This is a genomic window from Microbacter sp. GSS18 (assembly GCA_029319145.1).
Lineage (GTDB): Bacteria > Actinomycetota > Actinomycetes > Actinomycetales > Microbacteriaceae > Microbacterium.
On the sequence record CP119753.1, the window covers coordinates 872,920 to 896,261 of the forward strand.

A 23,342-nucleotide genomic window follows, 5' to 3' on the forward strand; every position below is an offset into this window, starting at 1 on the left:
CCGACGGTCGGTCAGGCGGCATCGACGTCGAGGCCGCCCATAACGACAGGGGATAGGATTATGAGTAAGTTGGTTTCTCATAATAGCGGCGGGAGAGGCTATGACGACGACACGGCGTGAGGATTCCTGGCCTGCTCTCGGCTGGGAGGATCAGACGTGGGTCCCGAGCACCGTCTGGGGAGCGGATGCCGAACGAGTGGCGAGCGGGGTGCGCTACCGGTCGGCCGTGCCTGCCGAGATCGCGCTGCGGACTCCGGTCCCGTCGGCCGATGCCGCGTCGGCGGCCGACGACGCCGCCCGCCAGCTGAGTCGGCTCGATGCCGAGCTCGGCGTGCGCGTCGCGGCATTCGCCCCGGTGCTCCTGCGCTCCGAGGCCGCGTCGTCGTCGCAGATCGAGAACATCACGGCATCCGCGCGCGCGATCTTCAGCGCGGAGCTCGGCGCGAAGACGAGTCGCAATGCCGAGGCGGTGACCGCGAACACGCGGGCGATGGCGGCCGCGATCGAGCTCGCCGACGACGTCACGCCGGACGCGATCGCGCGGATGCACGAAGTCCTGATGGCCGGCCAGTCACGCCACGCCCCGGGCCGCTGGAGGGACGAAGCGGTCTGGATCGGCACGCGCAGCGACAGCCCGATCGGCGCCGAGTTCGTCGCACCCCACCATTCCCGCATCGAAGCGCTCGTCGAGGACGTGACCGCCTTCGCCAGGCGCGCGGACATCGCCCCGCTGATCCAGGTCGCCGTGGCGCATGCCCAGTTCGAGACGATCCACCCCTTCACCGACGGCAACGGGCGCACGGGCCGCGCCCTCGGGCAGTCCCTCCTGCGGCATCGCGGCGTCACGGTGAACGTCGCCGTGCCGGTGTCGGCGGGTCTTCTCGCGGACGTCGACGGCTACCACGGCGCGCTCACGGCCTATCGCGCCGGCGACGTGTCGCCGATCGTGCGGGCGTTCGCGGATGCCGCGATGCGGGCGGTCGGGAACACCCGCGAGCTCATCGCCGAACTCGACGGCATACGCGCCGCGTGGAACGAGCGACTGACCGTGCGCCGCTCGAGCAACGCGTGGAAGCTGCTGGACGTCCTCCTGCGTCGCCCCGTCCTCACGTCGTCGGCGGCGGCAGCCGAACTCGGGGTCAAGCAGCCGAACGTCTACCCGCCCCTGACCGCGCTCGTCGACGCCGGCATCCTGAAGTCCAAGGCCGAGCATCGACTCGGCCCGTTCTGGCGCTCGGACGAGGTCCTCGGCGCCATCGACCGGTTCGCCGAACGCGCGGGACGCCGAGAGGCGCACCGATGAGACGTGGTCTGTCGAACGTGAGAGGCACGCCGCCGGTCCAACTAGGCTTGAGGGCAGACCTGCGCGTGTCGGAGACCCCGGCCGCGATCACGACGACGCACCCGGGCTGGTTCTCGGTGCGACCACTGCGAGATAAGGGAGACCCCCGGTGGCTGAGTACATCTATTCGATGGTCCGCGCCCGCAAGGCGGTCGGCGAGAAGCTGATCCTCGACGACGTCACGATGGCGTTCCTGCCGGGGGCGAAGATCGGCATGGTCGGCCCCAACGGTGCCGGAAAGTCGACGATCCTCAAGATCATGGCCGGGCTCGACCAGCCCTCCAACGGCGAGGCCAAGCTCAGTCCGGGCTTCACCGTCGGCATCCTCATGCAGGAGCCCGAGCTCGACGAGGACAGGACCGTCCTGGAGAACATCCAGTCCGGCGTGGCCATCAAGGCCAAGCTCGACCGCTTCAACGAGATCTCGGCGCTCATGAGCGACCCGGACGCCGACTTCGACACCCTGCTCGCCGAGATGGGCACGCTGCAGGAGGAGATCGACGCCGCCGACGCGTGGGACCTCGACTCGCAGCTCGAGCAGGCGATGGACGCTCTGCGCACGCCCCCGGGCGACGCCTCGGTCAAGCACCTCTCCGGTGGTGAGAAGCGGCGCGTGGCCCTCGCCAAGCTGCTGCTGCAGAAGCCCGACCTGCTGCTGCTGGACGAGCCCACGAACCACCTCGACGCCGAGAGCGTGCTGTGGCTCGAGCAGCACCTGCAGAAGTACCCCGGGGCCGTCATCGCCATCACGCACGACCGGTACTTCCTCGACAACGTCGCGGAGTGGATCGCCGAAGTCGATCGCGGTCGCCTCATCGGCTACGAGGGCAACTACTCGACGTACCTCGAGAAGAAGCGCGAGCGCCTCGAGGTCCAGGGCAAGAAGGACGCCAAGCTCGCCAAGCGCCTCGCCGACGAGCTGGAGTGGGTCCGCTCCAACGCGAAGGGACGCCAGGCCAAGTCCAAGGCGCGCCTGGCCCGCTACGAGGAGATGGCGGCCGAGGCCGAGCGCACCCGCAAGCTCGACTTCGAGGAGATCCAGATCCCGCCGGGGCCGCGCCTGGGCAGCGTCGTGATCGAGGCGAAGAAGCTGCAGAAGGGCTTCGACGGACGCTCGCTCATCGACGGCCTGAGCTTCTCGCTGCCGCCGAACGGCATCGTCGGCGTCATCGGCCCCAACGGCGTCGGCAAGACGACGCTGTTCAAGACGATCGTCGGCCTGGAGTCCCTCGACGGCGGCGACCTCAAGATCGGCGAGACCGTCCAGATCAGCTACGTCGACCAGACGCGCGGGAACATCGACCCCAACAAGACGCTGTGGGAGGTGGTGTCGGACGGCCTGGACATCATCACGGTCGGCAAGACCGAGATCCCCTCGCGCGCATACGTGTCGAAGTTCGGCTTCAAGGGCCCCGACCAGCAGAAGAAGGCCGGGGTGCTCTCCGGCGGCGAGCGCAACCGCCTGAACCTGGCGCTGACGCTCAAGGAGGGCGGCAACCTGCTGCTCCTCGACGAGCCGACGAACGACCTCGACGTCGAGACCCTGCAGTCGCTCGAGAACGCGCTGCTGGAGTTCCCCGGCTGCGCCGTGGTCATCACGCACGACCGGTGGTTCCTCGACCGCATCGCCACGCACATCCTCGCGTACGAGGGCACCGACGAGAACCCCGACCGGTGGTACTGGTTCGAGGGCAACTTCGAGGCGTACGAGGCGAACAAGATCGATCGCCTGGGTGCGGAAGCTGCCCGCCCGCATCGCACGACCTACCGCAAGCTCACGCGTGACTGACGCGGCCCCGCGCGTCCACGTCCCCATCCACCTGCGGTGGGGGGACCTGGACGCGCTCAACCACGTCAACAACACCTCGATGCTCAAGCTCCTCGAGGAGGCGCGGCTGCGCGCGTTCTGGCGGCCGGAGGGCGGCGAGCAGGGGCCGCCGACGGCCATTCTCGAGAACGGACTGCACACGTCCTCCGACGCGGTGATGCTCATCGCCCGCCAGGAGATCGAGTACCTCGCGCCGGTGCCCTACGGGCAGCGTCCGCTCGACGTGCAACTGTGGATCGGGCACATGGGCGGATCGAGCATCGACGTGTGCTACGAGGTCTTCAGCCCCGTGGGCGACGATCCTCAGACCCTCTACGCGCGCGCGACCAGCGCCGTCGTCGTGGTGAGCGCCGAATCCGGCCGGCCCTCGCGCCTGAGCGCCGAGATGCGCGAGGCGTGGAGCCCGTATCTGGGTGCGCCGATCGCGTACGCGCACCGGCGCTGACCGGCCGCAGGGATGCGGGGGATAACCCCCGCGGATCCGGCGGCTCGCACCGACGGCCGGCGCGACCGGCCTGCCGTACCGGCGGTTCCTCCCGCTCTCGGCGGTGGCCGGGCTCGCGTGGGCCGCGGTGTGCCTGCTCGTCGCGGCGGTGTCGGCCACCTGGACCGGCGACGCGCTGTGGGCCTCGCTCGTCGCCGTCGCCGTCATGCTTGTGCTCGGGGTCGTCCTGGACGCCGTCGGACGGCGCGGGCTGTCGGCCGAGCCGCGGGCGGGCGGCCGCGCTCCCGGCGAGATTCGGACCACCCGGGCGTGAGGCCGCCGCCGGCGATCAGTCGCCCTCGACGCCCTCCGGCACCCGGACCATGATCTCCTGCGCGACGGTGGCCAGCAGCGCCCCCTCGCGGGTGTAGACGCGTCCCGTCGACAGCCCGCGACCGCCCCGGGAACTCGGCGATTCCTGCACGTAGAGGATCCAGTCGTCCACACGGCCGAAGCGGTGGAACCACATCGCATGGTCGAGGCTCGCGACCTTGAGCCCGCGCGTGGCCCACGGCACGCCGTGCACGCGCAGCACCGGCTCCTGGATCGTCAGGTCGCTCAGGTACGCCAGAGCGGCGCGGTGGACGGCGCGGTCGTCGGTGATGCGGTGCCGCAGCCGCATCCACACCGCCTGATTCGCGCGGCGCTCCCCGTCGACCGTGGTGTAGATGGGCGAGGGAACGTGCAGGAGATCGGCGGGCCGGTCGGTGAAGAGGCGCTTGGACATCGGATGCAGTCCGTGAAGATGCGATTCGAGGTCGGGCAGATCCTCCGGGGCGGGGATGTCCGCGGGCATCGGCACCTGGTGGTCGAGTCCCGGGTCCTCGTCCTGGAACGAGGCGATCATCGAGAAGATGGGCACGCCGTCCTGGAACGCCTGGGTGCGGCGTGTCGAGAACGAGCGGCCGTCGTGGATGCGATCGACGGCGAACGTGATGTCCTGGGCCGAGTCGCCCGGGCGGAGGAAGTAGCCGTGCATCGAGTGGATCGCGCGGTCGTCGGGGATCGTCCGCGTGGCGGCGACGAGCGACTGGGCGAGGACCTGGCCGCCGAAGACGCGCCCGAGCGGCATGGACTGCGAGTGTCCGGTGAAGATGTCCTCGCTCGTGCGGGCGTTGTGGCCGACGATGTCGAGAACCGCCAGCATCGACGCGACCGGATCGATCTCGGTCTGCTCGTCTGCCGCGTCGGTGTTGAGGGCGTCGGTCACGGAGCTCCCGTCGGTCGGGGCGCCCGGAATCGGGCGCCGGGTCCTCACTCGGTAGTCTAGGGCGGATGTCCCAGCGCCTTCTCTTCTCCGATTCGGCCGCCGCCGCCGACGCCCTCACCTACAGCTCGCGGACGGCCCCTCTCGGGGACGGCGCGGTCCGGCTGCGCGCGAGCGGGGGCGTCATGGTCATGACATCGGCACCGCTGGCACCGCGCGGGCTGCTGGACCAGACGCCGACGGTGATCGGCATGCGGGTGCTCGCGGTGGACCCTGAGCTCGAGTGCGACCTCGTGGTGGATGCCTCGACCCTCGTGCGCGCGGACGACGATCCGGCCGCGGTGGTGCTGCCCGAGGCGTCGGTGTCGGCTGGCTGGGCCGGCGTGGCGCCGCCGAAGGCGGGCTGGGAGCCCGCGGGCATGGTCGCCTCGTCGCTGCTGGCCGAGCGGGCGCAGCACGGAGTCTCGGCGGTCGCCGAGGCCATGCCCGACAGTCCCGGCGAAGACGTCGTGCGACAGGTGCGCGCCTCGATCTGGGGCGCGCCCGACGCGGCGCTGGACGATCTGCCGCTCGGCGCGGCCTTCGCCGCGTACGCCCTCGGATTCCTCGCGGGAGACGAATCCGCGCGCGTGCTGACCGCCGCGTCGTGGACCCGAATCACGCTGCAGCGAGGGCATGTGCTCGTGCGCCGCCCCGCGGCATCCGGCCTGACCGCCGTGCGCGAGACCGGGCGCGGCGCGGTCTGACCGACGCTGCCGGCGCACGCGGGGCCGGCGTGCATCACACGGCCGCGGCCGCCGCCCGGCCGGCATTGCGGCCGGAGAACAGACATCCCCCCAGGAACGTTCCCTCGAGCGCCCGGTAGCCGTGCACGCCGCCACCGCCGAAGCCGCTCGCCTCGCCCGCCGCGTAGAGGCCGGGGACCGGGGCGCCGTCGGCGCCGAGCGCGCGGGACTGCAGGTCGGTCTCGATCCCGCCGAGCGACTTGCGGGTGAGCACGTGCAGCTTGACCGCGATGAGCGGACCGGCGTCGGGATCGAGCAGACGGTGCGGCGCCGCCGTCCGGATCAGACGGTCTCCGCGGTAGGCGCGCGCGGAGCGCAGCATGGCGATCTGGGCGTCCTTGGTGAAGTCGTTGTCGATCTCGCGATCCCGCGCCTCGATCTCGCGGCGGACCTGCTCGGGGTCGAGGGTCTCGCCGCCGGGGACCGCGCGCATTCCGGCGATCAGGTCGTCGAGCGTGTCGCGCACGACGAAGTCCTCGCCGCGGTCGAGGAAGGCCTGCACGGGCGCCGCGGCTCCCTTGCCGAGGCGGGACCGCATGAGCAGGGCGACGTCTCGCCCCGTGAGGTCGGGGTTCTGCTCGGAGCCCGAGAGCGTGAACTCCTTCTCGACGATGCGCTGCGACAGCACGAACCAGGAGTGGTCGTGGCCCGTGCCGCGCAGGTGCTCCAGCGTGCCGAGGGTGTCGAACCCCGGGTACAGCGGCGGTGGCAGGCGCACACCGGTGGCGTCGAGCCACAGCGACGACGGACCCGGCAGGATGCGGATGCCGTGTTCAGGCCAGATCGGATCCCAATTGTGCAGACCCTCCACGTAGTGCCACATGCGGTCGCCGTTGATCAGACGCGCTCCCGCGGCGCCTGCGACCTCGAGCATCGAGCCGTCGACATAGGCCGGGACACCGGTGACCATGTGCTCCGGCGGCGTCCCCAGCCGAGCCGGCCAGTTGCGTCGGACGAGGTCGTGGTTGCCCCCGATGCCGCCTGAGGCGACGATCGTGGCGGATGCCGCGATGTCGAAGTCGCCGACGACCTCGCGTGACGTCGCGACACCGCGGTCCGCCGCGGACGGCGCCAGCACATCGCCGGTGGCGCCGACGACGCGGCCGTCGCGGGTGGTCAGGGCGGTGACGCGGTGCCGGGGCAGGATCGTGACGAGCCCTGTGGCCTCGGCGCGTTCGAGCGCCGCGCGGAACGGTTCGACGAGGCCGGGCCCGGTTCCCCACGTGATGTGGAAGCGGGGGACCGAGTTCCCGGGTCCGAGGGCGTTGTAGCCGCCGCGCTCGGCCCAGCCCACGACGGGGAAGAAGCCCACGCCCTTCGCGCGCAGCCAGGCGCGCTTCTCGCCCGCCGCGAAGTCCAGGTAGGCCTCGGCCCATCTGCGCGGCCACGCGTCCTCATCGCGATCGAAGCCTGCCGTTCCCAGCCAGTCCTGACGCGCGAGTTCGAGGGAGTCCGAAATGCCCATGCGCCGCTGTTCGGGGGAGTCCACGAAGAACAGCCCCCCGAACGACCAGAAGGCCTGCCCGCCGAGGTTCGTGCGGGGCTCCTGGTCGATGAGGGTGACGCTGCGGCCCGCCTCCGCCGCCTCGGCGGCGGCGACGAGACCCGCCAGCCCCCACCCGATGATGAGGATGTCGGTCCGGTGGGGTGTGCCGGGTGCGGGCATGAGGACTCCTTCGTCGGGATGCTGCGCGGACGGTTCAGGCTCGAGGTGCTCCGGGGTCGGCCCGGATCGACAGGCCCGGCCCCGGGGCGGTGCGCCCGGCGGCGCTGGGACCGATACCGGTCGGCTCGAAGGTGTTGACCATGGCATGGGCGGCGCGCTGCAGATAGTCCCACAGGGTCTGCTCGTGCAGCGGGGGGAGCTTGAGCTCGTCGACGGCGGCGCGCATGTGCGCGAGCCACCGGTCGCGAGCCTCGGGGTTGACGTGGAACGGCGCGTGACGCATGCGCAGACGCGGATGGCCGCGCTGCTGACTGTACGTCGTCGGGCCGCCCCAGTACTGCTCGAGGAACATCAGCAGGCGCTCCTCGGCGGGGCCGAGGTCCTCCTCGGGGTACATGGGACGCAGCACCTCGTCGCCGGCGACGCCGCGGTAGAACGACGCGACAAGACGCTCGAAGGTGGCGTGCCCGCCGACCTCGTCGTAGAACGACAGCGGCTCGGCTGCCTCGGTCATGGGGTCTCCTCGGGGGTGTCTTCGCCGGCCGGACGTCGCCGCGGTCGCTTGGGGCGCCACAGCGGGCGCACCTCGACCTCGTCGGTGGCGGGTGTCAGCGGCGTGGGCTTGGTCTTGGGCGGGTTGGCGCCGCGCACACGGCGGGCGGCGTCGGTGCCGGTGAGGGTCACGGCGGACAGCTGCGGAAGCTCGACGCCGGCGTCCGCCATCGTGCGGCGGATCCGCACACGCAGCTCGCGGGCGACGTCGTCGCGTGCCGCCGGGCGGGTCTTGATGACGACCCGGATCATCAGATGCTCGCCGCTGACGGACTCCAGCCCCCACACCTCGGGATGCTCGAGCACGCGCGTGCGCCACTTGGGGTCCTGCGCGAGATCCTCGGCGGTGCGCAGCAGCGCAGCCTCGATCTCCTCGAGCTCGGACTCCACCGGCACCCCGAGGTCGATGATGACGCGCGACCAGCCCTGGGACATGTTCCCGATGCGGGTGATCTCGCCGTTGCGCACGTACCAGAGGGTGCCGTTGACGTCGCGCACATGGGTGACGCGCACGCTGACGTACTCGACGATGCCCGCGGCGAGCCCCAGGTCCACCACGTCGCCGATCCCGATCTGGTCCTCGGCGACGATGAAGATCCCGTTCAGGACGTCCTTGACGATGTTCTGGGCGCCGAAGCCCAGACCGGCGCCGATCGCCGCGGTCAGCAGCGTCAGGCTCGTCAGGGCGTCGGGCATGAGGATCGACACGATCAGCAGCGTCGCGACGAGGACGATCGCCACGTTGACGATGTTCTGCAGGATCGACCCGAGCGTGCGCGTGCGCTGGACGAGGCGCACCGAGGCGAGGGGCGAGCGTTCGAGGGCCTGCGTGTCGAGGACGTTCGCCTTCGACTTCGCTCCGTGGACGACCCGGTTGACGACGTGACGGATGACCAGCCGGAGCAGCCAGCTCAGGAGGATCGCGCCCACGACGATCGAGGCGATCACCAGCAGTGTGGTCCCCGCGGTCGGCAGCCACGCGAGCACGCTCGACCACCATTCGGGCGCGGCGGGCGCCTCGCCGGTGTCTGCGGGCATGGTCGGCATCGCTTGAATCCTAATGACGGATGCCTCGGCCGCACCTGTGTGCGGGCCGAGGCATCCGAAGGTGTCGCGCTGCTACTGCGCGTCCCGCTCCTGAGCGGCCAGGGCCCGCTCGACGCCGGCGAGGTTCTCTGACACGAGGCGACGCAGGGCGGGCGAGACCTCGGTGTGCTCGGTCAGCCACGCGCGCGTCGCATCGCGCAGCTCGGCGGAGGCGAGCGGCGCGGGGTACAGGCCGAAGATCAGGTACTCGGCGATGTGGTACGTGCGCGACTCCCACACCGGGACGAGCATGTCGAAGTACGCCGGGATGAACTCGGCCAGGAGGTCGCGACCCGCCGGGTGCGTGAAGCCCAGAGCGGTCGAGCGCACGATGGTGTTGGGCAGCTCGGCGCGCGAGACGAGGCCGTCCCACGCCGCCTGCTTGGCCGCGGGGCTCGGGAGCGCCGCCTTCGCCTGCGCGGCGAACTCGCCGCCCTTGGCCGTGTTGTCGGCCGCGCGGGCCTGGTCGATCTCCTCGGCCGTGACGAGTCCGCCCGCGGCGAGGGAGACCAGCAGCGCCCACGACAGGTCGGTGTCGATCGTGAGCCCGTCCAGCGCGATGTCGCCGTCGCGCAGCTCGCGGACCGTCTGCCACTGAGGCGCGGTCGCGGCCGCCGAGGCGAACGCGGTCACGAACTGCAGCTGGCTGTCGGTGCCGGCCTCGGCCGCCCGGGCGAGCGCCCAGAGGCCGTCCGCGACCTTGATGCGCGCGGACGCGCGCTCGGCGGGGGCGACGTACGCGTTCGCGGTGAGCTGAAGCTGCGCGAGCGTCGTCCGCACGGTCGTCGACTCGGTCTCGCGTGCGATGTTGCGCAGCACGAGGTCGACGTAGTCGCTGGGCGAGGCCTCGGCGTCGCGCGTCATGTCCCACGCGGCGCCCCACACGAGCGAGCGCGCGAGCGGGTCGGCGATGTCGCCGAGGTGCTCGATCGCGGTCGCCAACGAGCGCTCGTCCAGCCGGATCTTGGCGTACGCGAGGTCGTCGTCGTTGAGCAGCACGAGGTCGGGGCGCTCCAGGCCGACGAGCTCGGGGACGTCGGTGCGGTCGCCGTCGACGTCGAGCTCGATGTGGTGCACGCGCACGAGGGCGCCGTCCTGCAGCGAGTAGAAGCCGACGCCCAGGCGGTGCGGGCGGATCGTCGGATAGTCGGCCGGAGCGGTCTGAAGGATCGAGAACTTCGTGATCCTGCCGTCACGCTCGTCGACGGCGGGCGTGAGCGTGTTCACGCCCGCTGTCTCGAGCCACTTCTTCGACCAGGCCGACAGGTCGCGGCCACTGGTCGCCTCGAGCTCGGCGAGGAAGTCCGACAGCTCGGTGTTGCCCCATGCGTTCTTCTTGAAATACGCAGAGACGCCCGCGAAGAACGCGTCGATTCCGACCCAGCTCGACAGCTGCTTGAGGACGGAGCCGCCCTTGGCGTACGTGATCCCGTCGAAGTTGACCTCGACGTCGTGGAGGTCGCTGATCTCGGCGACGATCGGATGCGTCGAGGGCAGCTGGTCCTGTCGGTACGCCCAGGTCTTCTCCATCGCGTTGAAGGTCGTCCATGCGGCGGTCCACTCGGTCGCCTCGGCGGTCGCGATCGTCGACGCCCACTCGGCGAACGACTCGTTGAGCCACAGGTCGTTCCACCACTTCATCGTCACGAGGTCGCCGAACCACATGTGGGCGAGCTCGTGGAGGATCGTCACGACGCGACGCTCCTTGACGGCGTCGGTCACCTTCGAGCGGAAGACATAGGTCTCGGTGAACGTCACCGCGCCGGCGTTCTCCATGGCGCCGGCGTTGAACTCCGGCACGAAGAGCTGGTCGTACTTCTCGAACGGGTAGGGCACGTCGAACTTAGACTCGAAGTACGCGAAGCCTTCGCGTGTCTTGTCGAAGATGTAGTCGGCGTCGAGGAACTGCCACAGGCTCTTGCGGCCGTAGACGCCCAGCGGGACGACACGGCCCGACGCGCTGGTCAGCTCCGAGAAGGTCGCCTCATACGGGCCGGCGATGAGCGCCGTGATGTACGACGAGATGCGCGGGGTGGGCGCGAACGTCCACGTGGCGGTTCCGTCGCCGTGGTCGGTGGGCTCGGGCGTGGCGGAGTTGGACACGACCTTCCACGCGGACGGGGCGGTCACCGTGAACTGGAAGGTCGCCTTGAGGTCGGGCTGCTCGAACACCGCGTACATGCGGCGCGAGTCGGGCACCTCGAACTGCGAGTACAGGTAGACCTCGCCGTCGACCGGGTCGACGAAGCGGTGCAGGCCCTCACCGGTGTTGGTGTAGAGGCAGTCGGCGTCGATGACCAGCTCGTTCTCGGCGGCGAGGTCGGTCAGCGCGATGCGCGAGTCGGCGAAGGCGACCGCCGGGTCGATCTCGCGGCCGTTGAGGATGATCGAGCGCACGTCGCGGGCGATGAGGTCGATGAAGGCGTCCGCTCCCGGGGTCGCCGCGAACCGCGCGGTGGTGCGCGACCCGAAGACCTCGGCCCCCTTCGTCAGATCGAGCTGCACCTCGTAGGACTGCGAGTCGACGACGGCGCGGCGTTCCTGCGCTTCGATGCGGGTGAGGTTCTCTCCAGGCACTGCAATGCTCCCGTTGGTTCAGGGTCGTGGGCTGCGCGGCGCTCCTGGCGCGGACGGCAACCTCTCCACCCTACGTCAGGACCCGCGGGAACCCATGGATCGCCGGATGCGAGGATGGAGGCGTGAGCACATCCGTTCCCTACGCCTCCGGTGCGGCCGCCTCCGGTTCGGCGCACGTCGAGACGCCCGTTCCCTACGACGCCATCCTGCTCGCCGGCTTCGGCGGACCCGAGGGCCAGGACGACGTCATCCCGTTCCTGCGCAATGTCACGCGCGGACGCGGCATCCCGGACGAACGTCTCGAGGAGGTCGCGCATCATTACCGCCACTTCGGCGGCGTGAGCCCGATCAACGCTCAGAACCGCGCCCTCAAGGTCGCACTCGAGGCCGAGCTCGCACGCCGGGGTCTGGATCTGCCGGTGTACTGGGGCAACCGCAACTGGGGCCCCTACCTGCAGGACGCCGTCCGGGAGGCGGCCGACGCCGGGCACACCACCCTTCTGGGGCTCGCGACGAGCGCCTACTCGTCGTTCTCGAGCTGCCGTCAGTACCGCGAGGACTTCGCGCGCGCCCTCGAGGAGACCGGGCTGGCCGGCACCGTCACGATCGACAAGGTGCGGCAGTTCTTCGACCACCCCGGCTTCGTCCAGCCCTTCATCGACGGCGTGCGCGACGCCGTGGCGGGCTTCATCGCCGAGGGCGTGGCCCCGGATGCGATCCACGTGCTGTTCTCGACCCACTCGGTGCCCACCGCGGATGCCGATCGCTCGGGCCCCCGCGACGTCGACTTCGGCGAGGGCGGCGCCTACGCTGCGCAGCACCGCGCGGTCGCCGAGGTCGTCATGGCGGCCGTCGCCGGTGAGATCGCGGACGCGGGCGGGATCGGCTGGGATCTGGTCTATCAGTCGCGTTCGGGGCCCCCGACCCAGCCGTGGCTCGAGCCCGACATCAACGACGCGATCGCCGAGCTGCCGGCAGCCGGGATCCACGCGGTCGCGATCGTGCCGCTCGGCTTCGTCAGCGACCACATGGAGGTCATGTGGGATCTCGACACCGAGGCGATGGAGGCCGCGGCCGAAGCGGGCGTCCGCGCGGTGCGCACACCCACGCCCGGCGTCGACCCGGCGTACGTCGCCGGCCTCGTCGATCTCGTCGAGGAGCGGCTCGCCGGCACCTCGGCGGCGCAGCGTCCGCACCTGACGGACCTGGGCCCCTGGTTCGACGTCTGCCGCCCCGCCTGCTGCGAGAACGTGCGGGCTGGATTCAAGCCCGCCGCCGCCGGTTTCGCTCCCTAGGATTGACCTCATGCGCATCCACATCGCGACCGATCACGCCGGCCTCGAGTTCTCCACCCAGCTGCAGCACCACCTCGCCGAGGCCGGTCACGAGGTCGTCGACCACGGGCCGATCGAGTACGACCCGCTCGACGACTACCCGGCGTTCTGCATCCGCGCCGCACAGGCGGTCGTGCGCGACCAGGAGAGCGGCGTCGAAGCGCTCGGGATCGTGTTCGGGGGCTCGGGCAACGGCGAGCAGATCGCGGCGAACAAGGTGCGCGGCATCCGCGCCGCCCTGGTGTGGAGCGTCGCCACGGCCGAGCTCGCGCGCGAGCACAACGACGCCAACGTGATCGCGATCGGCGCGCGACAGCACACCTTCGAGGAGGCGGTGACCTTCATCGACCGCTTCGTCGCGACGCCGTTCAGCGGCGAAGAGCGCCATGCTCGGCGCATCGGCCAGCTCGCCGCCTACGAGGCCGACGGCACCCTCGAGCCCGATCCCCGGGCCCGCATCGGCGACCCGGACGTCCTCGCCGCCGACGACAGCTCGTTCGATCCCGAAGCCGGCTGATGCCGGAGGGGCATTCCGTCCATCGCATCGCCCGCCAGTTCGACCGGAACTACGTCGGGAGCGCCGTGCGCGCCTCGAGCCCGCAGGGACGGTTCGCCGAAGGGGCGTCGGTGATCGACGGGCGGACCGTCGTGTCGGTTCGCGCCGTCGGCAAGCAGATGTTCCTGGAGTTCGACGGCGACCTGTGGCTGCGCGTGCATCTGGGCATGTACGGCGCGTGGGACTTCGCCGGCGAGATCCTCGTCGACCCCACGATCGCGTCGGCCAACGGGCGCATGGGCCAGACCAATCAGCGCGGCACGGATCTCGAGGGCGCGCCGATCCTGGACGACGCGGGCGAGAACTCGCTGACCTCGATCGGCGCTCCGCGTCGCGCGCGCGTGCACGTGCGCATGTCGGAGCAGACCACCGGGCTCGCCGACGAGGGCGACCAGTGGCCTCCGCCGGTCGTGGGCCAGGTGCGCCTGCGTCTCATGACCGACGTGACGTGCGCAGATCTGCGGGGGCCGACCGCGTGCGAGCTGCAGGATCCCGAGCAGGTGCAGGCGACGATCGACAAGCTCGGGCCCGATCCGCTGGTGGACGACGCCGCCGAGGGCGAGGAGCGCTTCACGCGGGTCGTGCGCCGCAAGCCGACGGCGATCGGCCTGCTGCTGATGGATCAGGCGGTGGTCAGCGGAATCGGCAACGTGTACCGCGCCGAGATGCTCTTCCGTGCCCGCCAGAACCCGCACACGCCGGGCCGCGACGTTCCCGAGGAGGTCGTGCGCGCGCTGTGGCGCGACTGGGTCGAGTTGCTTCGGATCGGCGTCGAGACCGGCCAGATGATGACCATGGACGACCTGTCCGACGAGGACTATCGCAAGGCGATGGCCAGCCGCGATGACCGCCACTGGGTGTACCACCGCGCGGGCCTGCCGTGCCGCGTGTGCGGGACGTCGATCGTCGTCGAGGAGGCGGCCGGTCGGAAGCTCTACTGGTGCCCGAGCTGTCAGAAGGGGTGACGGATGCGTCAGAACCCGAGTTTCGCGATGACCGACGTGCGGGAGCTGCGGCGCCTGATCGAGCTGAACCCGTGGGTGACGCTCGTCAGCGCGACCGACGACGGCCTGGTCGCGTCGCACTACGCCGTGCTGCTGGACGACGCCCACGATGACCTCACCGTCGTCGGCCACGTCGACCGGCCCGACGATCTGATCCACGGTCTCGGCGAGCGCGAGCTCATGATCGTCGTGCAGGGACCCCACGGCTACATCTCGCCGGGCTGGTACGGCGAGGTCGCCGCGGTTCCGACGTGGAACTTCGTCTCGGCGCACCTCACGGGGGTTCCCGAGGTCCTCGACGCCGACGAGAACGTGCGCGTGCTCGAGCGGCTCGTGGAGAACTTCGAGAGCGGGATGCCGCAGCCGCGCGGGATGTGGGCGCCGCCGAACGACGAAGCGTACGTCGACCGGCTGGCGCGCGGCACGACCGGGTTCCGGCTGACCCCGACGAAGGTCGTGGCCAAGCGCAAGCTCAGCCAGAACAAGCCGGATGAGGTCGTCGAGACGATCATCGGCGAGCTGCGCGCCGGCGGCGCGGCGTACGCCGACCCGCGGCTGGCGGACGAGATGATTCGCGATCTTCGGACGCGGAGGGCCGCTCGATGAGCGTCGGCGTCGGCGAGCGGATCGCCGTCATCGCCGATGTCCGGCTCACCGGCGGCGAGCGCCTGGACCCGTTCGAGGACGAGCTCGTCGACGTCCACATCGCGGCCGGCCGCATCGCCGACATCGCCCCGGCCCGGGCCCTGCCCCGTCGCGGTCGCGTGCTCGCCGGGGACGGCGCGTGGCTGATCCCCGGACTGTGGGACCACCACGTCCACGTCGTGCAGTGGGCCCTCGCCGCCCAGCGCGTCGAACTCGGCGGCGCGACGAGCGCGACGCACGCGGCCGCGCTCATGCGGGATGCGCCGATCCTGCCGGGCGGGCGCCGCATCGGGTCGGGCTTCCGCGACGCCTTCTGGGCCGATCCTCCCAGCCTCGCGGTGCTGGACGCCGCGACCGGCGACGTGCCCACGTACCTCGTCAACGCCGATGTGCACAGCGTATGGCTGAACTCGGCGGCGCTGCGGCGCGAGGGCCACGCGCCCGACGGGGTCGGCGTCCTTCGCGAAGGCCCGGCGTTCGAGATCTCGCGCCGACTCAACGACGTCGACCCGGCCACGTCCGATCGGCTGGTCGCGCGCATGGCGCGGGATGCGGCGGCGCGCGGGATCGTCGGGATCGTCGACCTCGACATGGCCTGGAACGAGGAGGCGTGGACGCGTCGGGCCGCCGCCGGCTTCGACACGCTGCGGGTGGAGTTCGGTCTCTACCCCGAGCATCTCGACCGCGCGATCGGCGAGGGACTGCGCTCCGGCGACACCGCGCGCGGGACGGCATCCGATCTCTTCCGCGTCGGCCCGCTCAAGGTGATCACGGACGGGTCGCTGGGCACGCGCACGGCCGCGTGCTCGCACCCCTACCCGGACGATCCGCATGACCTCGGGATGCTCACCGTCGACCCCTCGACACTGCACGAGCTGCTGAGCCGCGCCGCGGCGGGCGGGCTCTCGGCGGCGGTGCACGCCATCGGCGACGTCGCGAACAGCAACGCGCTGGACGCCTTCGCGGCGACCGGGGCATGGGGCACGATCGAGCACGCTCAGCTCGTCGCCCACGCCGACATCCCGCGGTTCGGACGCCTCGGCGTCGGCGCGAGCGTCCAGCCGGAGCACGCGCTCGACGACCGCGATCTCACCGACTCGATCTGGGCCGCGCAGACCGCGCAGCCGTATCCGCTCCGCGCTCTCGCCGACGGGGGAGCGAACCTGCTGTTCGGCTCCGACGCGCCGGTGTCGGCGCTGGACCCCTGGGCGGCCATCGCGGCGGCCGTGCACCGGACGCGGGACGACCGCGAGCCGTGGCAGCCCCACGAGGGCGTCGACGCCGCGACCGCACTGGCGGCGTCGACGCACGGCGGCTCCCGGGATGCCGCGATCCTCGAGCCCGGGCTCGTCGCGGACCTGGCACTGTGCGAGCACGATCCGCTGGCCGTCACGGAGGCGCAGCTGCGCGGAATGAGGGTCGCGGCGACACTGGTGGCCGGCCGCGTCACGCATGCGGCCTGACCGGGTCCCCGCGGCGAAACGGGCCGCTGATGCGCGGAGCGGGCCCCGTCACCGACTAACGTCGAGAGGTGCCATCCGCTGACCACGACTTCGGGCCGCAGAATCTGGGGCACCCGACCCAGACGGTGACCCGCCAGCCGCGCGACCGCTCGCCCGAGCACGCCGAGCCGTCGCGGTTCCTGCCGCACGTGCAGGGCCTGCGCGCGATCGCGGTGCTGTTCGTCGTGCTCTACCACTTCTGGCCCGGCCGGCTCACGGGCGGCTACGTCGGCGTCGACGTCTTCTTCGTGATCTCGGGCTTCCTGATCACGTCGCACCTGATGCGCGAGCTGACCGCGACCGGCACCGTGCGGCTGTCGCAGTTCTGGGCCCGGCGCGCGCGGCGACTGCTGCCGGCGTCGCTCCTGGTCCTGCTGTTCAGCGCCATCGTCGCCGGGAGCCCCTACCTCATGCCGATCTCGGCGCTGCAGAACGAGGTCCGCGAGATCATCGCGTCCACTTTCTACGTCGAGAACTGGTACCTCGCGCTGAACTCGGCGGACTACCTCAACCACGCCGGCGATCCCACGACGGTGCAGCACTACTGGTCGCTCTCGCTCGAAGAGCAGTTCTACGTCATGTGGCCGCTCATCATGCTGCTGGCGGCCTGGATCGGGGTCCGCTACGCCCGGGGAGCACGCCGCCGCGCCGTCCTGGTCGCTCTGGGGATCGTGACGGTCGCGTCCTTCGTCTTCTGCGTCGCCTTCACGATCACCGATCCGGCGCCTGCCTACTTCGTCACCTTCGGGCGAATGTGGCAGTTCGGGGTGGGCGCCATGATCGCACTGGTGCCGATGCTGCGCGTGCGCCACGCGGTGGGCAGCTTCGTGCTCGGCTGGACGGGCATCGCGGCGCTGCTGTTCGCGGCGCTCCGGTTCGACGGCCAGACGCCGTTCCCCGGCTACATGGCGCTCGTGCCGACGCTCGGGGCCGCGGCGGTGATCGCCGCGTCGAACACCGACCGCTGGTGGTACCCGACGCGCGTGCTCGCGATCCGTCCGGCGCAGTTCACCGGCGACATCTCCTACTCGCTGTACCTGTGGCACTGGCCGCTGATCATCATCGCGCCCTCGGTGCCGTTCTGGGGCCTCACCATCTGGCATCGGCTGTCGCTGCTGGTCATCTGCTTCGTGCTCGCGTGGCTCACCAAGCGCTTCGTCGAGGACCCCGTGCGCGGCTGGAAGGTCCTGACGACCCGCCGGGCGCGAGTGACGCTGTGGTCTTCGCTCGCCGCGATGGCGCTCGTCGCGGGCGTCGCGGGCGGGGCGTGGGCGGTAAACGCGCCCGCGTATCGCGCCGGAGTGACCGAGATCGAGCAGCTGCGCGCCGATCCGCCGGAGTGCTTCGGTGCGGCATCCGTGCTCGATCCTTCCTGCGAGGGAGTCGAGTTCGCCGACATCCGGCCCGATCCCGGATTCGCGGGCATCGACCGGCCCGAGCACCCCGAGTGCTTCGTCCAGCTCAACGATGCGCGGCCGGTCACGTGCGCGTTCGGCGTCGACGATCCGGACGCGCCGACCGTTGCGCTCATCGGCGACAGCCACGCGTACCAGCTGCTGTCGACCTTCGATCGTCTCGCGCAGAAGGAAGGCTGGCGCCTGGTGACGTGGTTCAAGGGCGCGTGCCCGTGGAACACCACGCCCCTGTCGACGCCGGGCGCGTTCGGGCAGGCATGCGCGCAGTGGCGCGACAGCGTGCGAGAGGCGCTGGCCGAATCCGACGTCGACGTCGTGTTCACCTCGGCGCTGGCGACGACGCCCTACTCCGCGGACGGATTCGACTCGGCGCACGACGCCGCCGTCGCCGGCTATCGCCAGGCGTGGGGCGAGGTCCTCGACCGCGGCATCCCGGTGGTGACCGTCGTCGACAACCCGGTGTGGGCGACCGACCCGAACAAGTGCCTGCGCACGCGCGATGCCGCGGAGTGCGACGGCGCGCGCGGCGACGTCCTCGTCGCCGACGATCCCCTGCGGGACGCGGCAGCCGGCGTCGAGGGCGTCACGCTCCTCGACTTCACCGACGTGTTCTGCGGCGCCGAGGTCTGCTCCCCGGTCGTGGGCGGCGCGAACGTCTACCGCGACCAGGACCACATCACGGTGACGTTCGCCGACAGCCTGGGCCCGTGGTACGCCGCCGCCCTCGAGGACGCACTCGCCGCGCGCGCCCCGTAAGGTCGGAGCCATGACGATCGCCGAGGGTGCCTCCGTCCTGTCCGTCGCGGGCTCGATCCCGCAGCTGGCCGAGGGGTCGTTCGTGGCCGCCGGCGCACGCGTCATCGGCGACGTGCGCCTCGGCGAGGGCGCGAGCGTCTGGTACAACGCGGTGCTGCGCGGTGACGGCGACAGCATCACGCTCGGCGCCGGCAGCAACATCCAGGACAACGTCTCGGTCCACGTCGATTCGGGCAGCCCGGTCGTCATCGGCGAGAACGTATCGGTCGGCCACAACGCCGTCGTGCACGGCTGCACCATCGGGGACGGCTCGCTGATCGGCATGGGGTCGGTGATCCTCAGCGGCGCGGTCATCGGCGCAGGATGCCTCATCGCCGGAGGAGCGGTCGTGCTCGAGGGCACGGAGATCCCCGACGGCTCGCTCGTCGCCGGCGTCCCCGCGAAGGTGCGGCGTGAGCTCACCCCCCAGGAGCGGGAGAAGCTCCTGCACAACGCCGAGACGTACCGTGCGCACACCGCGACCCACGTGGCGGCGGAGCCGATGCGCGGCTGAGGACGCCGGCGCCCGTCGGTCAGACGTGGCGCGCAGCGCCGAGCGCAGGGCCCGAGGCCGCGCGCGGGGCGCTTCGGCCGGACCCCCGGCGCGGGCGCAGCAGGCGCGCCAGTCCGGCCCCGGTCACGGCCGCCGCGACGGCGGCCATGATCAGCCCGGCGCCGATCCCGATGGCCAGCGTGAGCCAGAACGGCTGGCCGTCCGTCCACAGGGGCATCGCCACGGCGAGGAACACCCCGAGGGCCGCGATCCAGGCCACGGCGGTGATCCACACCCAATGACCGGCCCGCGCGACGCGCCGGCGCAGCTCGAACCACTGCGCGCCGCCGATCGAGACCAGCAGCACGGCGCCCGCCACCAGGCCGAACACGACCTGCGCCCACGGTGGTCCCGCGAAGACGCTCGCCGCCCATGTCGACGGCGCCATGCCGCACAGATACGCGAGCACCGCGCCGGCGGCGGTCAGCAGCACCCACCGCGCGGCCCGGACGGGGACCTCGAGCCGCCGCAGCGCCCACGCCTGCCCGGCGCCCAGCAGCGCGCCCTCGACCGCTCCGGCCGCGAGCACGACGGCCAGCTGCACGCCGGGGGACGACGCGGCCGTGGCGACGCCCGCGCCCGCCGGGACGACGAAGCCGATCGCCTCGGCGATCGTCGCGGCCGGGACCCAGGTCGCGAGCACGCGACGGCGCGCGGCCGTCCGGATGGCCGCGGTCGTGGCATCCGATGCGCGCGCGCCCGTGCTCATGCCGCCCAGTGTCCGGCGGTCGAGCCCCGATCGTCATGGGCCCAAGGTCCCGCGACGGTGCCCGGGGCCCTGGTGCGGCCCCGCGCGCCGGAGGCAGAATCGGACCGTCGGCATCGGAGCCGCCACGCCCGTCGCCATGACGGGCGCGACGGGCTCGGTGCCGCATCACATCGACAGGGAGGTGCGTGCGCGGTGCGCTTGAGCTTCCTCGATCGCTTCCGTCCGGTCGGAGCCCCGGGTGCGGCCGCGACGGCCGTTCCGGCCGCGGACCGGCGCGGACCCGAGGAAGAGCTCGCGCCCGTCTTCGCAGCGCTCGCTCCGGACGTGCGTGCCGCCGAGGAAGCGGTCGCGGCAGCGCAGAGGTCCGCGGCGGACGCGCGCGAGGAGGCGCGGGCGTCCGCGGCGTCGATCGTCGAACGGGCCCACGCGGATGCCGCGGCGGCGCGCGCGGAAGCCGCGCTGCAGGTCGAGAGCGCCGCCGCGGCGGCCGATCGGGACATCGTCGACGCGGCCCGCGCCGAGGCCGACCGCATCGACGATGCGGCGCGGCGGGCGCTTCCCGCCGCCGTCGACCGCGTGGTGGGACGCCTGCGCGAGGAGCTCCTGGAGCGACCAGAGAAGGCGGAGACCGTCTCGTGATCGGCGACTGGACCGCGGCGGCGGTGCGTGCGCGTTCGACGAGCGCGCGGCGGCTGGGGACGGGCGGTGCCGACGCCGTCGCCCGCCGGTCGGATCTCGCTTCGGCGATCGAGGCGCTCGGAACGAGCCTCTACGCCTCGCGCGTGGCGACGTCCGACGACCTCGCGGCCGCCCAGCGCGACGTGAAGCGCGCGGTCCTGTGGGAGCTGCGGGTGCTCGCGGGATGGATGCCGCCCGCGGGCACACGGCTCGCTCGGGCACTCGCGGCCGTGTTCGAGTACGAGGACCTCGTGGCCGTCGTGGATGCGCTCGAGCGCGGCGTCCAGGCTCCGCCGCGCTACGATCTCGGCGCGCTGGCGACGGTGTCCGCGGGGGTGTGGGAGGCCGCGTCTCCCGCGGCCATCCGCGCGGACCTGCGGCACGGCGTGTGGGGCGATCCGGGAGCCGAGCCGTCGGCGATGGCCGATGTGCTCGCGGCGAGCCTCCTGCGCAGGATCGCATCCGCGGCTCCCGCGACCGCGTCCTGGGCGACGGGTGCGCTCGCGCTGCGGGCCGCCCGCATCCGCGTCGTGGAGGGTCGGCAGCCGCCGGATCGATTCGTCGCGCTCTCCCGGGCGGTGCTCGGCGAGGCGTGGGTCGCGCGCCGCGAGCTGGCAGGTCTCCGGGCGGCGCTCCCGCCGTCGGGCGCCGCGCCGCTGACCGGTGTCGACGACCCTGCGCAGCTGTGGCGTGCCGAGCAGGGGTGGCGGTCTCGCGCCGAGAGCGACGGGTTCCGTCTGCTGCGCGACCGCGGTCTCGGCCCCGAGACGGCGGTCGGCGCGTTCGCCGTGCTGTGGAGCGATGCGCTGCGCGTGGCCGAGGCCCTCGCGGCGGCCGATGCCGGGGGAGGGGAGCTCCTCGATGTCGTGGCGTGAGGCGCTGACGCCGGTGCGCATGGAGCGGGTCGCCTTCGTGGCACCCGCGTCGGGGGTCCGTCCGATGCTCGCCGAGATCGCCGCGAGCGGGAGCGTCGAACTCGACCTCCCGCGCCACGCCGACGCCGGCCCGGACGAGTTCGACCGCGTGTGCGACGCGGCGGTCGTGCGCGACGGTCTGGCCGGCTACGTCGGGTGGACGCCGGCGAGGGCGCTGCCGCGGCTGGCCGAGCGGCTGGCGCCGGCCGGTGCCGCCGCCGTCCCGATCCGCCGCCCGCGCGGCGTCGAGCCGCCGACGATGCTGTCGGGCGAGAGCGGAGGCGCGGGCATGTCCCGCACGCTCGTCGACACCTACGGCACGGTGCCCTACCGCGATGTCGACCCGGCGCGTGCGGCGGCGTTCGCGTACATCGTCATGTTCGGCATGATGTTCGGCGATGTCGGTCACGGCGCCATCCTGCTCGCCATCGGACTGCTGCTGCGCACGGGACGCCCGCGCCGCTTCGCCGGCCTGCGGCGCGCGTGGGCATTCGTGTCGGCGGCGGGCGCCGCGGCGATGGCATTCGGGTTCCTCTACGGCGAGGCGTTCGGCCCCACCGGTCTCGTGCCGGTGCTGTGGCTGGCGCCCCTCGAGGAGCCCGTGCCGTTCCTCATCGCGGCCATCGTGCTCGGGTCGGTGCTGCTGGCCGCCGCCTACGCGATCGGCACGGTCAACCGCGTGCGCGAGGGCGGATGGGGATACGCGCTGTACGCCCGCAGCGGCGTCGCCGGATCACTGCTCTTCCTCGCCGCCGCGGCGCTGGCCGGGGGCCTCGTGTGGAGCCTGACCTGGCTCGTCATGGTCGCCGCCGCACTGGCCGTCCTGGCCGTCGTGTTCCTTTCCATCGGCCTCTACGTGGCATCGGGCGGGAAGTTCGCGGGGGTCCTGCAGACCGTCATCGAGGTGGGCGACACCGTCATCCGCCTCGGGTCCAACGTGGTGTCGTTCGCACGCCTCGCGGCATTCGGATTGACCCACGCGGCACTGCTCCTGGTGGTCTGGCAGGGCACGACCGCGCTGTGGGCGCTCGGCCCCCTCGGCATGATCGCCGCCGTCGTCCTGTTCGTCGTGGGAAACGTGCTGACGTTCGGACTGGAGGCCCTCGTCGCGGCCATCCAGGCCCTGCGTCTGTCGTACTACGAGCTGTTCTCCCGCGTCTTCGAGTCCGAGGGGCGTCCGTTCCGCCCCTGGACCCCCGCTTCGATCCCGTCCACCGACGAGGGCGAGGTCGCCGCCGGCGACCGGCCCGTTCCTGAGAGGAGACCCGCATGACCGTCTGGGTCATGGCCCTTCCCGTCTTCGCTGTGGCCTTCGCCGCCGCCCTCGTGCTGCTCCGACGCACCCGCAGCGCCGGTATGAAGGCTCTGGTGGTGGTCAACGCCGGAGTGGCGATCGCCGCCGGCGTCGTCTTCGTCCAGGCGCTCACCGCCTCGCCCCCCGCGGTCGCGGCCGGTGCGGTCGAGGCGGCCACGACCGATCCCACGACGGCCACCGGCGCCGGAGGAACCGCGCTGATCGCCGCGGCGATCGCCGTCGCGGGCTCGTCCATCGGTGCGGCCATCGCGGTCGCCTACACCGGCGCGGCGGCGCTTGCCGCCATGAGCGAGCGCCCCGAGATGTTCGGGCGCGCCATGGTCATCGTCGGACTGGCCGAGGGCATCGCGATCTACGGCCTGATCATCGCCATCATCATCATCGGGAACGCCTGA

At 71.9% G+C, this 23,342-nt stretch carries 22 protein-coding genes; 16 read left to right on the forward strand and 6 right to left on the reverse strand.

The features are described 5' to 3' along the window. Window positions 1–100 precede the first annotated feature (100 nt). From P0L94_04145 to P0L94_04160, 4 genes are all read left to right on the forward strand, one after another. Complete coding sequence (locus tag P0L94_04145; GenBank protein WES65266.1) at window positions 101–1,303, forward strand: Fic family protein; 1,203 nt, start codon at window positions 101–103, stop codon at window positions 1,301–1,303. A 148-nt stretch (window positions 1,304–1,451) separates the two neighbouring features. Then, the gene (ettA, locus tag P0L94_04150) at window positions 1,452–3,131 is read left to right on the forward strand and encodes an energy-dependent translational throttle protein EttA (GenBank protein WES65267.1); all 1,680 of its coding nucleotides are present in this window, start codon (window positions 1,452–1,454) and stop codon (window positions 3,129–3,131) included. Next, window positions 3,124–3,615 (forward strand): thioesterase family protein, encoded by a 492-nt coding sequence (locus tag P0L94_04155; GenBank protein WES65268.1) that lies wholly within the window; start codon window positions 3,124–3,126, stop codon window positions 3,613–3,615. The genes ettA and P0L94_04155 overlap by 8 nt, the downstream gene beginning before the upstream one ends. 103 nt (window positions 3,616–3,718) lie before the next feature. Further along, the gene (locus tag P0L94_04160; GenBank protein ID WES65269.1) at window positions 3,719–3,928 is read left to right on the forward strand and encodes a hypothetical protein; all 210 of its coding nucleotides are present in this window, start codon (window positions 3,719–3,721) and stop codon (window positions 3,926–3,928) included. Between the two features lie 15 nt (window positions 3,929–3,943). On the opposite strand, the gene P0L94_04165 is transcribed toward P0L94_04160, so the two are convergent. Further along, a complete protein-coding gene (locus P0L94_04165; protein WES65270.1) occupies window positions 3,944–4,864 on the reverse strand; it encodes an acyl-CoA thioesterase II in 921 nt (306 codons plus the stop codon). A 65-nt stretch (window positions 4,865–4,929) separates the two neighbouring features. On the opposite strand from P0L94_04165, the gene P0L94_04170 reads away from it, so the two are divergent. After that, window positions 4,930–5,607, forward strand: coding sequence for a hypothetical protein (locus P0L94_04170; protein ID WES65271.1), 678 nt, complete (start codon window positions 4,930–4,932; stop codon window positions 5,605–5,607). A gap of 34 nt (window positions 5,608–5,641) precedes the next feature. Here the strand turns inward: P0L94_04170 and P0L94_04175 are convergent, their stop codons facing one another. The 4 genes from P0L94_04175 to pepN form a co-directional block, all read right to left on the reverse strand. Continuing rightward, on the reverse strand, window positions 5,642–7,312 hold the full coding sequence (locus tag P0L94_04175) for an FAD-binding dehydrogenase (protein WES65272.1): 1,671 nt from the start codon (window positions 7,310–7,312) through the stop codon (window positions 5,642–5,644). 34 nt (window positions 7,313–7,346) lie between these two features. After that, the gene (locus P0L94_04180; GenBank protein WES65273.1) at window positions 7,347–7,826 is read right to left on the reverse strand and encodes a globin; all 480 of its coding nucleotides are present in this window, start codon (window positions 7,824–7,826) and stop codon (window positions 7,347–7,349) included. Next, window positions 7,823–8,911: a mechanosensitive ion channel gene (locus P0L94_04185; protein ID WES65274.1), complete on the reverse strand. Its 1,089-nt coding sequence runs from the start codon at window positions 8,909–8,911 to the stop codon at window positions 7,823–7,825. Before P0L94_04185 ends, P0L94_04180 begins: the two co-directional genes overlap by 4 nt. A gap of 72 nt (window positions 8,912–8,983) precedes the next feature. Beyond that, window positions 8,984–11,527, reverse strand: coding sequence for an aminopeptidase N (pepN, locus tag P0L94_04190; protein WES65275.1), 2,544 nt, complete (start codon window positions 11,525–11,527; stop codon window positions 8,984–8,986). A 122-nt stretch (window positions 11,528–11,649) separates the two neighbouring features. Between pepN and P0L94_04195 the strand changes: the two genes are divergently transcribed. The 7 genes from P0L94_04195 to P0L94_04225 all read left to right on the forward strand — a co-directional run bounded on the left by P0L94_04195 (window position 11,650) and on the right by P0L94_04225 (window position 19,292). Then, the gene (locus P0L94_04195) at window positions 11,650–12,822 is read left to right on the forward strand and encodes a ferrochelatase (GenBank protein ID WES65276.1); all 1,173 of its coding nucleotides are present in this window, start codon (window positions 11,650–11,652) and stop codon (window positions 12,820–12,822) included. A gap of 10 nt (window positions 12,823–12,832) precedes the next feature. Then, a complete protein-coding gene (locus tag P0L94_04200; protein ID WES65277.1) occupies window positions 12,833–13,378 on the forward strand; it encodes a ribose-5-phosphate isomerase in 546 nt (181 codons plus the stop codon). Then, complete coding sequence (locus P0L94_04205) at window positions 13,378–14,382, forward strand: DNA-formamidopyrimidine glycosylase family protein (protein WES65278.1); 1,005 nt, start codon at window positions 13,378–13,380, stop codon at window positions 14,380–14,382. The genes P0L94_04200 and P0L94_04205 overlap by 1 nt, the downstream gene beginning before the upstream one ends. 3 nt (window positions 14,383–14,385) lie before the next feature. Continuing rightward, window positions 14,386–15,027: an FMN-binding negative transcriptional regulator gene (locus P0L94_04210; GenBank protein ID WES65279.1), complete on the forward strand. Its 642-nt coding sequence runs from the start codon at window positions 14,386–14,388 to the stop codon at window positions 15,025–15,027. Next, on the forward strand, window positions 15,024–16,529 hold the full coding sequence (locus P0L94_04215) for an amidohydrolase family protein (GenBank protein ID WES65280.1): 1,506 nt from the start codon (window positions 15,024–15,026) through the stop codon (window positions 16,527–16,529). Before P0L94_04210 ends, P0L94_04215 begins: the two co-directional genes overlap by 4 nt. Window positions 16,530–16,597: 68 nt before the next feature. After that, window positions 16,598–18,739, forward strand: a complete 2,142-nt coding sequence (locus P0L94_04220) for an acyltransferase family protein (protein ID WES65281.1) — start codon at window positions 16,598–16,600, stop codon at window positions 18,737–18,739. Window positions 18,740–18,749: 10 nt separating this feature from the next. Continuing rightward, window positions 18,750–19,292 (forward strand): gamma carbonic anhydrase family protein, encoded by a 543-nt coding sequence (locus tag P0L94_04225; GenBank protein ID WES65282.1) that lies wholly within the window; start codon window positions 18,750–18,752, stop codon window positions 19,290–19,292. A gap of 19 nt (window positions 19,293–19,311) precedes the next feature. Here P0L94_04225 and P0L94_04230 read toward each other — a convergent pair whose 3' ends face one another. Further along, window positions 19,312–20,040, reverse strand: coding sequence for a hypothetical protein (locus P0L94_04230; GenBank protein ID WES65283.1), 729 nt, complete (start codon window positions 20,038–20,040; stop codon window positions 19,312–19,314). A 192-nt stretch (window positions 20,041–20,232) separates the two neighbouring features. Between P0L94_04230 and P0L94_04235 the strand changes: the two genes are divergently transcribed. Genes P0L94_04235 through P0L94_04250 form a run of 4 tightly spaced genes read left to right on the forward strand, consistent with a single transcriptional unit; the run spans window position 20,233 to window position 23,342 of the window. Further along, window positions 20,233–20,679, forward strand: coding sequence for a hypothetical protein (locus P0L94_04235; GenBank protein ID WES65284.1), 447 nt, complete (start codon window positions 20,233–20,235; stop codon window positions 20,677–20,679). Next, complete coding sequence (locus P0L94_04240; GenBank protein ID WES65285.1) at window positions 20,676–21,593, forward strand: hypothetical protein; 918 nt, start codon at window positions 20,676–20,678, stop codon at window positions 21,591–21,593. Before P0L94_04235 ends, P0L94_04240 begins: the two co-directional genes overlap by 4 nt. Then, entirely contained in the window at window positions 21,580–22,905 is a 1,326-nt protein-coding gene (locus P0L94_04245; protein WES65286.1) for a V-type ATPase 116kDa subunit family protein, read from the forward strand. Before P0L94_04240 ends, P0L94_04245 begins: the two co-directional genes overlap by 14 nt. After that, window positions 22,902–23,342, forward strand: coding sequence for an ATP synthase subunit C (locus P0L94_04250; GenBank protein WES65287.1), 441 nt, complete (start codon window positions 22,902–22,904; stop codon window positions 23,340–23,342). Before P0L94_04245 ends, P0L94_04250 begins: the two co-directional genes overlap by 4 nt.